The following is a 10,706-nucleotide window of genomic DNA, read 5'->3' as shown; positions in this document are numbered from 1 at the left end:
GCGCGGAGGGCGGCGGGGGAGCCGGCTCCATGGGCATGTCTCCTTGCGTGTCTTACTTTAGCGGCAGTGTGCCGGTCCAGTCGAGCAGCGCGGCGATCACCGCGTCGCTGGCGTCGGCCAGCGCCTTGACGCCGCCGGCGCCGTCGCCGCTGGGCGCGGGCCGGCGTGCCTCGAAGGTCTGCTGGCCGATCATGCCGCGGTGGTACACCGTGGCGCGCAGCCGCACCACGCCCTGGCTGGTGGTGGCGCTGTCGAACACCTGCTCGAACTCGAGCAGGTCGACCTTGAGCGCCGGCACACTGGTATCGCCGAACCACGTCAGCGCGCCGCGTGCCGACACGGCTTCGCGCAGCCGTTCGTCGAACAGGCGCGTGGGCGACGTCACCCAGCGCTGCGTGGCATAGGCCTGCAGCCGCTGCGCCTGCGCGTACTGAAGCCGGTAGTAGAGCGCGTTGCCTTCCAGCCAGTTGGGGCCGTCGGTCTGCGCCACGCGCAGCCTGGGCATGGGCGCGGGGCCCGGGTTGGTGGCGGGCAGCGCAGCCGACGGCCCCAGGTCATAGGTGATGGCCGGCGTGCCGCGCTGCAGCGCGCAGCCGGACAATACGGCGAGCGCCAGTACCGCGGCCACCAGCGCAGGCAGCTTGGCGGGGCTGGAGGCGCGGCGGCGTGGCATCTCGGGGGCAGGGGTCACGGCGAGGTCTCGGCGGTTGGCGGTGGTTGGCATAAGCGCAGGCATCCCTCGTCAGGGCGCGCTGAACCCTGGCTCGCCCGGGCCCGGCGTGGGCGCCGGCGCGCCGAACAGTACGCTGGTCGGGCTCTCGTTGAACTGGCCGGCGGCGCGCTCGAAGCTGCGCGCGGTCTGGCGCGCGTCGCGGGCCAGAGCGTTGAGCTGCGGCAGCGTTTCCTGGCTGAAGGTGCCGGCCGCCGACTGCACCGAGGCGGCCGCGCCCTGCAGGTCGCGCCCGACGCTGTCGACGGTACGCAGCACGGTGCCGTCGGGACGGGCCAGTTCCTGCGTCAGGCGCCGGGTCGATTCCAGCGTGGCGTTGAGGTTCTCGGCCACGCGCGGCAGCCGGTTGGCGGCCGGCGACAGTGAATCGGACAGGTTCGAATAGTCCTCGGCGGTCTTGCGTACCGAACGGATCGCGGCCATCAGCTCGGCGCGGTTGGCGGTCTGGAACATGTCGTTGAGCGAGGCCATCATGGTCTCGGCCTGGGTCAGCAGCGAATCGCCGCGCTTTTCCAGCTCCTCGAAGAAACCGGGGCGCATGGCGATGCGCGCCGGCGACTTGGGCGAGGTCGGCAGCGGCGGCGAGGCCGCGGCGCCGTCGTGCGTGACGGCGTCGTCGAGCTGGACATAGGCGATTCCGGTTACGCCCTGGAAGCCCAGCGTGGCGTAGGTGGTGCGCGTGATCGGCGTGTCCTGCTTGACGCTGACGCGCACGATGATCTGCCCGGGCACCTGCGGATCGAACTTGATCGAGTCGACCTTGCCCACTGCCAGCCCGCGGTACTTCACGTCGGCCTGCGGGCCCAGGCCGTTGACGGTGGAACGCGTGACCAGGTCATACGGCACGCGCACGGCATGGTCGGTGCTGAACCAGAAGATCGCGAACACCACCAGCACTGCCAGGCCGATGGTGAACACGCCGGCAAGGAATGCGTGTGACTTGTTTTCCATCATGCTTCTCCAGAGGGAGCCTGGTCCTGCCCGGGGCGCTGCTTGTCGGGGCGGCTATCGGGCTGCCCGGGGGGCTGCTCGGCGGGCTGCCGGGCGGACGGCTCCTGTGCCGGCCCGGCCGACCCGTGTTCCGGCAGCGCCTGCAGTGCGCGCTGGCCGCGCTCGCCCAGGAAATACTCGCGGATAAAGGGGTGGTCCACCTTTACCACTTCCGGGATCGGCGCGGCGGCCAGCACCTTGTGGTCGGCCAGCACCGCGACGCGGTCCGACAGCGCCACCAGCGTGTCGAGGTCGTGCGTGATCATCACTACCGTGAGGCCAAGCTCGCGCCGGAGTTCCCGGATCAGCGCCACGTAGTCGTCGGAGGCCATCGGGTCCAGCCCCGCGGTGGGCTCGTCCAGGAACAGCAGCTCGGGCTCCAGCGCCAGCGCGCGGGCCAGCGCCACGCGCTTGATCATGCCGCCGGACAGGTCAGACGGCATCTTGTCGGCATCGCGCGCGGACAGGCCCACCAGTTGCAGCTTGAGCAGCGCGGCCTGGCAGATCAGATTGTCGGGCAGCGCGCGCAGCTCGCGCAGCGGCAATGCGATATTGTCGATCACCGACAGCGCCGAGAACAGCGCGCCGCGCTGGAACTGCAACCCCCAGCGGTTGCGCAGCGCCTGCAATTGCGCCGGGCGCAGCGACGCGGGGTCTTCGCCGAACACCTTGATGCTGCCGGAGGTGGGCCGCTCCAGCCCCACGATCTGGCGCAGCAGCACGGTCTTGCCGCTGCCCGAGCCGCCCACGATCGACAGCACCTCGTCGCGGTACACGTCGAGATCGACATGGTCGTGCACCACGGCCTTGCCGAAGCGCTTCACCAGGTCGCGCACCTCGATCACCGGCGTGGGCTGCGCCGGGGCTGGTGCGGCGTGTTGTGCAGCGTCTTGTGCCGGACTCATATGCCCACGTCCTTGAACAGCACGGCGAAGATCGCATCGGCCAGGATCACGATGGTGATCGCGGTCACCACCGAGGCGGTGGTGCCTTCGCCCAGGCTCTGCGTGTTGGGCTTGATGCGCAGCCCGAAATGGCACGCCGTCAGCGCGATCAGGATGCCGAACACCACGCCCTTGCCCAGCCCCAGCCACAGGTTGGCCACCGGCACGGCGTCGGGCAGCTCGCGCAGGAAGAAGACGGCGCTGATGCCCAGCTGCCAGCGCGCCGCCAGCATGCCGCCGGCCAGCGCCAGCACGTCGGTCCAGGCCACCAGCAGCGGCATGGCGATGGCCAGCGCGATCACGCGCGGCATGATCAGCCGGAAGCCGTGCGAGATGCCCATCACGCTCATCGCATCGAGCTCCTCGGTCACGCGCATGACGCCGATCTGCGCGGTGATGGCCGAGCCCGAGCGCCCCGCGATCAGGATCGCCGCCAGCACCGGCCCGAGTTCGCGGATCACCGCCATGCCGAGGATGTTGACGATAAAGGTGCTGGCGCCAAAGGTGCGCAACTGATTGGCCGACAGGTACGACAGCACGATGCCGATCAGGAAACCGACCAGCGCGGTGATGCCGAGCGCCTTGTAGCCCACGTTGTAGATATTGGCCGAGATCTCGCGCCACGGGCCGCGGTGCGGCACGCGCGCGAAGCGCAGCAGGTCGAAGGCGAGCTGGCCCAGCATGGTGATGCCGATGCCGAGCTGGGCGATGAACGACAGCACGCTGCCGCCGAACAGCGTGACCGGGTTGAATCGGTCCACCATGTGCTTCTTCCAGCCTTCGTTCTGCACCCCCGCGATACGCTCGAACACGCGGCGCTGGCCGTCGCTGGCATCGAGGCGCTCCGGCAGCTTGCCATCCCACGCCTGCCACAGCAGCTGGCCGCCGATGTGGTCCAGCCGCTCCACGCCGGCGAGCGACCATTGCGCGTGCTCCGGCGCCTGCGCCAGCTCGCGCAGTTGCGAGCGCAGCTCCCGCGCCTGGCGGCAGCCGGCCAGCGCGAGCGCGGTCCAGTCGCCACGCAGTGCTACGCTGACGGCTCCGTCCCCGCGGGTGATCTGGAAATCTGGCGTCGTCTCGCGTTCCAAGGGCAGGCAATGTGATGGCCGAGTCCCGATTCTAAGCCACCCGCACCGCTGGCGCGACTGCCAATGCCCGGAGCTGCCGCGCGGCTACAATGCGGCATCCGTGGCCGGCGCGCGCGCCAGCCTGTGTTTGATACGATCGCCGCCGATCCCGCTCCTGGTTCCTTTGCCCCCATGTCCGCCGATCCCACCCAGCCCTCCGCCTCTTCGTCCGACGTTTCGCCCTCCGGCCACTGGCGCATCGATGCCGGCGCCCTGCGCGCTATGCTGTCGCCCGCGCTGCAGGACTGGACGCTGGAGCTGGTCGAGGAAACCGGCTCCACCAATGCCGACCTGACCGCTGCCTGCCGCCAGGCGCCGTGGTCCGATGCCGGCTGGCTGCGCCTGGCCTATCGCCAGACCGCCGGGCGCGGGCGCCAGGGCCGGCCGTGGCAGGGGCAGGCGGGCATGACCTTCTCGGTGGCGCTGCCGCTGGCGCTGCCGCCGGCGCAGTTGAGCGGCCTGAGCCTGGCGGTGGGCCTGGCGCTGAAGGACGCGCTGGGCGATGTCGATGCGCGGCTGGGCGCGCGCGTCGGCCTGAAATGGCCCAACGACCTGCAGATCGACGGCCGCAAGCTGGCCGGCATCCTGATCGAGTCGGTACCGGCGGGCCCGCAGCGCATGTGGGTGGTGGTCGGCATCGGCCTGAACCTGGTGCGCGATGCGCAGATGGAAGCGGCGCTTGGCCGCGAGCTGGCGGGCGTGGCCGAGGCGCTGCCCGGTTTCGACGCGCAACGCGACGCACCGCGCCTGCTGGCCGCGCTGCTGGAGCGGCTGGCGGCAATGCGCACCGAGTTTCTCGCGCATGGCTTCGGCCCGATGGCGCGGCGCTGGTCCGCCGCCGATGCCTACCGCGACCAGCCCGTGCGGCTGCTGCACGACGGCCAGGTGCTGGCCGAAGGCATGGCGCGCGGCGTCGACGAGGCCGGCCACCTGCTGCTGGAAACGCCGGCCGGCCTGGAGCGCATCGCCAGCGGCGAGCTGTCGCTGCGGCCGGCGCCGGGGCAGGAGCCGGAGCAGGGAGGGGCCGCATGAGCGCGCCGCGGCTGCTGATCGATATCGGCAATACGCGCCTTAAATGGGCGTGGTGCGAGGCCGGTGCTGCCGTGCCCGCCACGGCCGGCCTGCCCACGCCATGGCAGCACGGCGGCGCGGTCGCGCATGCGGAAGAGGGCGCGCTGAAGACGCTCGCGTCCGAACTGCGCGCGCTGCGCGGCAGCGGGCCGATGCCGGCGGTGTGGATCAGCAACGTCGCCGGGCCGGTGATTGCCGCGGCGGTCGATGCGGCGCTGGCCGATGCCTTCGGCGGCTGCGCGCCGGTGCAATGGGTGCGCAGCGCCGCCGCGCACGGCAACCTGGCCAACGGCTACCGCGAACCGACCCAGCTTGGCGTGGACCGCTGGGTCGGCGCCGTCGGCGCGCACCGCTGGCTGCCGCACGACACGCTGCTTGTCGTTACCGCGGGCACCGCCACCACGCTGGATATCGTCATGGCCGGCACGGACGGGCAGGCACGCTTCGAAGGCGGCCTGATCCTGCCGGGCCTGGCGCTGATGCTGGGCACGCTGGCGCGCAATACCGCGCAGCTGCCGGCGCTGGATGTGGATGACACCGGCACCGTGGCCGGCGCCCACCTGCACTGGGCCGACAATACGCACGATGCGATCGCCGCCGGCTGCCTGGCGGCGCAGGCGGGTGCGATCGAGCGCACCTGGCGTGCGCTGTGTGAGCGCGGCCCGACCCGCTGCCTGCTGTCCGGCGGCGCCCGCCACGCGCTGGCCGGCGCGCTCGCGGTACCGTTCGAGATGCACGATAATCTGGTGCTGCTCGGCCTGCATGCGATGGCGTCGGCCGACGCATAGTCTTTCGCTGCTATATCGCTGCTCGCTTGCTGCAATCCCGCCCCACGTTCCCACCCATGTCCGCCCAAGGCAAGCCTGACCTGCCGCGCTCGCTGCGCATCGCCCTGCTGTTGCTGCTGCTCGTCAATGTCGTGCTGCTGGCGGGGGTGCTGGGGATGCTTGGCCCGAACCCGCTGTCGGGCTGGTTCGAGACGCCACGCGAGCCGCAGCGGCTGGAGCAGCAGGTGCGGGGCGAACGGATGCGGCTGCTGCCGCCGGCATCCGGGCCTGCACCGCAGGCCGCGCCGCGCAGCGCGCTGTCGGCGGTCACGCTGGCGGCGGCCGCCTGTATGGAGATCGGCGGCTTCAGCGCCCAGGCCGCGCGCCGCGCCGCCGATGACCTGAGCGCCGCTGCGCTGCGCGTGGAGGCGTTCGAGCGCCAGGAACAGGTGCGCTGGTGGATCCATCTGCCGCCGCAGCCCACGCGCGAGAACGTGGAGCGCAAGCTCGCCGAACTGCGCCGGCGCAACGTCACCGAATACACGCTGATAACCACCGGCCCGGCTGACGCGGCGACCTTTACCGTGTCGCTGGGCCTGTTCCGCGAGCGCGAGCGCGCCGAGCGCTACCTCGACACGCTGCGCGCCCAGGGCGTGCGCACCGCCATGCTGACCGAGGCTGCCAGACCCCTGACGCGCCAGTGGCTGCGCGTGCGCGATGCCGACGACGCGGCGCGCGCGCGGCTCGAGGCCATGCGCGAGCGCTATGGCGCCGAGGATGTGCTGGCCTGCTCCTGAACGCCGGCAGCCGCTTCAGCCGCCCTGGCGCACCTTGGTCAGCAGCTTGGTGGTCGAGCGGTCGTGCAGGAAGGGGATGGCATAGGCCTGGCCGCCCCAGCTGCGTACCAGCCGGGTTTCTTCCAGCGTGTCGATATCGTAGTCGCCGCCCTTGACGTAGATGTCGGGGCGCACCTGGCGGATCAGTTCCACCGGCGTCTGCTCGCGGAACATCGCCACCAGGTCGACCGACTCCAGCGCGGCCAGCAGCGCCATGCGGTCCGTTTCATGGTTGAGCGGCCGGTCGTCGCCCTTGCCCAGCATCCGCACCGACCCGTCGCTGTTGACGCCGACCACCAGGCTCGCGCCCAGCGCGCGTGCCTGCGCCAGATAGGTGGCATGGCCGCGGTGCAGGATGTCGAAGACGCCGTTGGTGAACACCAGCGGGCGCGGCAGCGTGGCGATGCGCGCGGCCAGCGCGGCGGGGTTGTCGGCGGGGGTCAGCTTGGATTCGAAGGCGGGTACGGACATGGGTCGGGGTCGGAAGTTGGTGGCCGGCCCCGCAACGGGACCGGCGCGCTTGTCCGAGATGGTAACCCGTCTGGTACGGGGGCAACTGCCGCGCGCGCTTATCCGGCCAGCGGCAGCGCCAGGGCTTCGTCATTGGCCGGCAGCGGCGCGGTGGCCGCGGCGATACCGCGCAGCACCGCCAGCAGTGCCTCGCGCACGGCATCGATGCGCGCCGCCCCGGCGCGCCCGGCCGGGTACAGCAGGCTGACACCGGCCCACGCCGGGAAGCCCTCTGGCACCTCGGGCACATAGGCCGCGCAGGCGCCTTCGATCCACGGCACGTTGAACTTCAGCAACGGCGTCACCCCGCCGCGCGAGCGCCACAGCGCCATCTGCCCGTTCCACGACGGCGCCACCGTCAGCCTGACAGGCCCGGGCATGCCGGCCAGGTAGCGCCGTACCGGGCTGTCGACATCGGCATCGTCGGTCAGCAGGATCCAGTGCTCGGGCGGGTCCGCGTCTTCGTCTGCGCCAACGCCCTCGCCAGGCAGCGGCGACGCCGGCAGCCGGATCAGGCTGCGCTGCGCCATCATCACGTGCTCGGCCACGATGCCGGCGGCCGCGGGCAGGCCGTCAACGGTGACGGCGCAGTCGATCAGCCCCCGGCCCAGCGCCTGTCCGGCCTGGCGCCCATTGCCGATGATGCCCGAAGCGATTTGCACGTCCGGCAGCAAGGCGGTCAGGCGTGCCAGCACCTGCGTCAGCACCGGGTCGCCCAGTGCCATCGACATGCCCAGGCGCAGTGTATGCCGCGGCCAGGCGCCGCGCGCGGGCCGCACGCCGTCCTGCGCGACCAGTCCCTGCCAGCGCTCCAGCATGCCCGCCGCAATGCGCTCCAGGCGCTGCCCGCAGGCGGTCGGCACCAGCATGCCGCGGCGCTCGAAGAACAGCTCGTCGCCGGTCACGTCGCGCAGCTTGCGGATGGCATAGGCCACCGTGGGCTGGCGGATGCCCAACGCCTGTGCGGCCGCGGCGATGCTGCCGTAGCGCATCACCTCGACAAAGATGCGCAATGCCTTGAAATCGATATGACGCAATTTCTGCCCCTGCAAGCCGGCGGTGAATCGATGCTATCCGAATTGCGGGATATTACAAAATGAATTGATTTAATACTGTTTTGTGGGTGCGGTATGGCCGGTTTGAGAATTTATTTTTTATTTTTTGTGAAATAAGAATTCTTGTTGGGCGCGTCTGCTGGGGGTTTGGTGGCGGTGCGGGTGTAGTTTTTCTGAAATAATTGAAAATTATGAAGGAAATGAAAAATGCCTGTTGGAGCTTTATTTCTGGAAATTAGGCTATCGGCAGGGTTCAATGCCTTCGACGTTCCGTGGTTTAGCCTGGCACCACGCATCAACGAAGTCGCGCCAGTCGCTATGCCCGAAGCCCAAACAAAAAAGCCCCGCCAAAGCGGGGCCTTCCAATTGAAACTGGCAACCGACTTCAGGCCGGCTGCGCACCGCTCGCGCCCGGCAGGCGCGCGTTCAGTTCCTTGCGGTAGCGGTTCAGGTCCTGCACCGATTCAAAAGTGCGTTCGAACAGCAGCGACATATTGTGCAGGATCCGTTCGATGACTTTCTTCTCCCAGCCTTCGTCGAAGCGGATCTGTTCGTCCAGCCAGTGCTCGAGCCAGTCCGGATCGGGCAGGCGCGACTGCACGGTGTCGTTGGGGAACAGCGCCTTGTTGACGTGCAGGTTGGTCGGGTGCAGCGGCTTTTCGGTGCGGCGCGCCGAGGCCATCAGTACGCCGATCTTGGCGAAGGCGGCGCGCGCGCTGTCGCCGAACTGCGCCAGGTATTTCTTCATGTAGCGCAGGTAGGCGCCGCCGTGGCGGGCTTCGTCCTGCGACAGGGTGCGGTAGATATGCTTGATCACCGGTTCCGAGTGCCATTCGGCGGCGCGGCGGTACCAGTGGTTCAGGCGGATCTCGCCGCAGAAATGCAGCATCAGCGTTTCCAGCGGCGGGGCCGGATCGAACTCGAAGCGCACCGCGTGCAGTTCCTCTTCGGTCGGCACCAGGTCCGGACGGAAGCGGCGCAGGTACTCTATCAGCACCAGCGAATGCTTCTGTTCCTCGAAGAACCAGATGCTCATAAACGCCGAAAAGTCGGAATCGTGGCGGTTGTCGCGCAGGAACATCTCGGTCGCGGGCAGGGCGGACCATTCCGTGATCGCGTTCATGCGAATGGTCTTGGCCTGGTCGTCCGTCAGCAGGCTGGCGTCAAAGCTATCCCAGGGGATGTCCTTGTCCATGTGCCAGCGCACGGCTTCCAACGATTTGAACAGTTCGGGGTAGAGCATGGTAAGCCTTTGAAATTACGGGCAGATTCTACCAGATGCGAATTATTCTTCTTCTTCCTTTTTTAGCCGCGATCGGGGCAAATGCAACGTTAGCCGCCCGGTGCAGGGCAGCCGGCTGCATTTTACGGGCGATCAGCGGCGCGCGATCGCGCCAGGTGCCATCGTCGCCACGCCGCGGTGTGACGCCGGGCGCTCAGGGCGCCAGCGCTCCCGCGGCCGGTTCGGCCGGCGCGGCCGCCGGCGCCGTGCCCGGCACGATGCCGTACAGAAAAGCCGCCAGCTCGGCCGCCTGGGCTTCGGCGTCGCGCTCGCCCAGCGCCATCAGCGCCTGGGTGAACTCGGGCTCGAACAGCAGGTAGCTGGCAAAGGCCGCGCCGCGCGCCTCGGTGCCGCCCAGCGGCGCCAGCAGCGCGCGCACCGTACGCGGCAACTGCTTCTGGTGCTCGGCGGCAATGGCCTCGATCGGCTGGCTGGGGGCGATCGTCATCACCTGCACGGGGCGCCAGCCCTCGCGGTCGCCGGCCATTTCGGGCATGCGCGCCAGCAGCCGGTTGATATGCAGCAGCCGTTCCAGATCGGCATTGAGGCCGTCCAGAAAGATGCTGGCGAGCGCCTGCCCGCCCACCTGCGCCAGCGACGGGTAGCCGCCGGAGGGCACGGTGTCGAACCAGCCCGAGCGCTGGCGCGAGGCCGCGCCGATCGCCAGGATGCGCGAAGCGCCCAGGTGGATCGCCGGCGACAGCGGCGACATCTGGCGCATGGTGCCGTCGCCGAACCACTCATGGTGACCGTCGATTTCCAGCGCCATCGCGGGGAACAGGAACGGGATCGACGACGACGCCAGCAGGTGGTCCACCGTGATCTGCGCCGGCACCGCGATGCGCTGGCTGCGGTGCCAGGGGTGGATGCGGTGGTGCGACTGGTAGAAGGTCACGTGGCGCCCGGTGCTGTACGACAGCGCCGTCACCGCGAAGGCCTGCAGCGCGCCGCTGTCCAGGCTCTGCTGCACGCGCGCGGGCTCGAACAGCTCGCCCAGCATGCTGCCCAGCGGGGTGTTGTCGAACAGCGCACGCGGGGCCTGGCGCTGCGTGGCCCAGCCCACCGCCAGCGACGACAGCCAGCGCGCGCCAGATACGCCCACGCGCAGCACGTCGGTGCGATAGACGTCTTCGGCATGGATGCTGTGCCACAGCGCACCCAGGCTCTGCGTGGCGGCCTGGAAATCGGCGGCGTGGATCGCCAGCCCGGCGCCATTGATCGCGCCCGCCGAAGTGCCGGCGATGATGCCGAACGGCAGCGGCCCCTGCGCCTTGCCATGGCGCGCGGCAATGCGCGCCAGCCCGTTCAGCACGCCCGCCTGGTACGCGGCGCGCGCACCGCCGCCCATCATGATGGGCGGCGGTGGCGGCGGCGTTGGGGCCGTTGTGCGGGGC

The 10,706-nt window shown here is 69.7% G+C and carries 11 protein-coding genes; 3 read left to right on the top strand and 8 right to left on the bottom strand.

Annotated elements, in window-relative coordinates; genetic code table 11:
• Nucleotides 1–52 precede the first annotated feature (52 nt).
• From AB1I47_RS32470 to AB1I47_RS32455, 4 genes are read right to left on the bottom strand one after another with little or no spacing between them, the layout of a single operon-like run.
• Entirely contained in the window at nucleotides 53–691 is a 639-nt protein-coding gene (locus tag AB1I47_RS32470; protein WP_407935948.1) for an ABC-type transport auxiliary lipoprotein family protein, read from the bottom strand.
• Between the two features lie 51 nt (nucleotides 692–742).
• On the bottom strand, nucleotides 743–1,684 hold the full coding sequence (locus AB1I47_RS32465) for an MlaD family protein (protein ID WP_354687759.1): 942 nt from the start codon (nucleotides 1,682–1,684) through the stop codon (nucleotides 743–745).
• Entirely contained in the window at nucleotides 1,681–2,625 is a 945-nt protein-coding gene (locus AB1I47_RS32460) for an ABC transporter ATP-binding protein (protein ID WP_354687758.1), read from the bottom strand. The genes AB1I47_RS32465 and AB1I47_RS32460 overlap by 4 nt, the downstream gene beginning before the upstream one ends.
• On the bottom strand, nucleotides 2,622–3,758 hold the full coding sequence (locus AB1I47_RS32455; protein ID WP_354687761.1) for an MlaE family ABC transporter permease: 1,137 nt from the start codon (nucleotides 3,756–3,758) through the stop codon (nucleotides 2,622–2,624). Before AB1I47_RS32455 ends, AB1I47_RS32460 begins: the two co-directional genes overlap by 4 nt.
• 165 nt (nucleotides 3,759–3,923) lie before the next feature.
• On the opposite strand from AB1I47_RS32455, the gene AB1I47_RS32450 reads away from it, so the two are divergent.
• From AB1I47_RS32450 to AB1I47_RS32440, 3 genes are read left to right on the top strand one after another with little or no spacing between them, the layout of a single operon-like run.
• Entirely contained in the window at nucleotides 3,924–4,823 is a 900-nt protein-coding gene (locus tag AB1I47_RS32450) for a biotin--[acetyl-CoA-carboxylase] ligase (RefSeq protein WP_354687757.1), read from the top strand.
• The gene (locus AB1I47_RS32445; RefSeq protein ID WP_354687756.1) at nucleotides 4,820–5,650 is read left to right on the top strand and encodes a type III pantothenate kinase; all 831 of its coding nucleotides are present in this window, start codon (nucleotides 4,820–4,822) and stop codon (nucleotides 5,648–5,650) included. Before AB1I47_RS32450 ends, AB1I47_RS32445 begins: the two co-directional genes overlap by 4 nt.
• A gap of 56 nt (nucleotides 5,651–5,706) precedes the next feature.
• Nucleotides 5,707–6,426 (top strand): SPOR domain-containing protein, encoded by a 720-nt coding sequence (locus AB1I47_RS32440; RefSeq protein WP_354687755.1) that lies wholly within the window; start codon nucleotides 5,707–5,709, stop codon nucleotides 6,424–6,426.
• Between the two features lie 15 nt (nucleotides 6,427–6,441).
• Here the strand turns inward: AB1I47_RS32440 and rfaE2 are convergent, their stop codons facing one another.
• From rfaE2 to AB1I47_RS32420, 4 genes are all read right to left on the bottom strand, one after another.
• Nucleotides 6,442–6,936 (bottom strand): D-glycero-beta-D-manno-heptose 1-phosphate adenylyltransferase, encoded by a 495-nt coding sequence (gene rfaE2 / locus AB1I47_RS32435; protein WP_354687754.1) that lies wholly within the window; start codon nucleotides 6,934–6,936, stop codon nucleotides 6,442–6,444.
• A 98-nt stretch (nucleotides 6,937–7,034) separates the two neighbouring features.
• Nucleotides 7,035–8,012: a LysR family transcriptional regulator gene (locus tag AB1I47_RS32430; RefSeq protein WP_354687753.1), complete on the bottom strand. Its 978-nt coding sequence runs from the start codon at nucleotides 8,010–8,012 to the stop codon at nucleotides 7,035–7,037.
• A gap of 403 nt (nucleotides 8,013–8,415) precedes the next feature.
• Nucleotides 8,416–9,273, bottom strand: coding sequence for a ferritin family protein (locus AB1I47_RS32425; RefSeq protein WP_354687752.1), 858 nt, complete (start codon nucleotides 9,271–9,273; stop codon nucleotides 8,416–8,418).
• A gap of 193 nt (nucleotides 9,274–9,466) precedes the next feature.
• On the bottom strand, nucleotides 9,467–10,663 hold the full coding sequence (locus tag AB1I47_RS32420) for a patatin-like phospholipase family protein (RefSeq protein ID WP_354687760.1): 1,197 nt from the start codon (nucleotides 10,661–10,663) through the stop codon (nucleotides 9,467–9,469).
• Nucleotides 10,664–10,706: the final 43 nt, after the last annotated feature.

Origin of the sequence: Cupriavidus necator, from assembly GCF_040578825.1 — a bacterium.
Lineage (GTDB): Bacteria > Pseudomonadota > Gammaproteobacteria > Burkholderiales > Burkholderiaceae > Cupriavidus > Cupriavidus necator_E.
This window is presented reverse-complemented; position numbering and strand designations above follow the sequence as displayed.

Coding starts and splice junctions, on each gene's coding strand:
- AB1I47_RS32420 (WP_354687760.1), bottom strand. CDS start 10,663: ATGATGGGCGGCGGTGCGCGCGCCGCGTACCAGGCGGGCGTGCTGAAC.
- rfaE2 (WP_354687754.1), bottom strand. CDS start 6,936: ATGTCCGTACCCGCCTTCGAATCCAAGCTGACCCCCGCCGACAACCCC.
- AB1I47_RS32445 (WP_354687756.1), top strand. CDS start 4,820: ATGAGCGCGCCGCGGCTGCTGATCGATATCGGCAATACGCGCCTTAAA.
- AB1I47_RS32460 (WP_354687758.1), bottom strand. CDS start 2,625: ATGAGTCCGGCACAAGACGCTGCACAACACGCCGCACCAGCCCCGGCG.
- AB1I47_RS32425 (WP_354687752.1), bottom strand. CDS start 9,273: ATGCTCTACCCCGAACTGTTCAAATCGTTGGAAGCCGTGCGCTGGCAC.
- AB1I47_RS32465 (WP_354687759.1), bottom strand. CDS start 1,684: ATGATGGAAAACAAGTCACACGCATTCCTTGCCGGCGTGTTCACCATC.
- AB1I47_RS32440 (WP_354687755.1), top strand. CDS start 5,707: ATGTCCGCCCAAGGCAAGCCTGACCTGCCGCGCTCGCTGCGCATCGCC.
- AB1I47_RS32450 (WP_354687757.1), top strand. CDS start 3,924: ATGTCCGCCGATCCCACCCAGCCCTCCGCCTCTTCGTCCGACGTTTCG.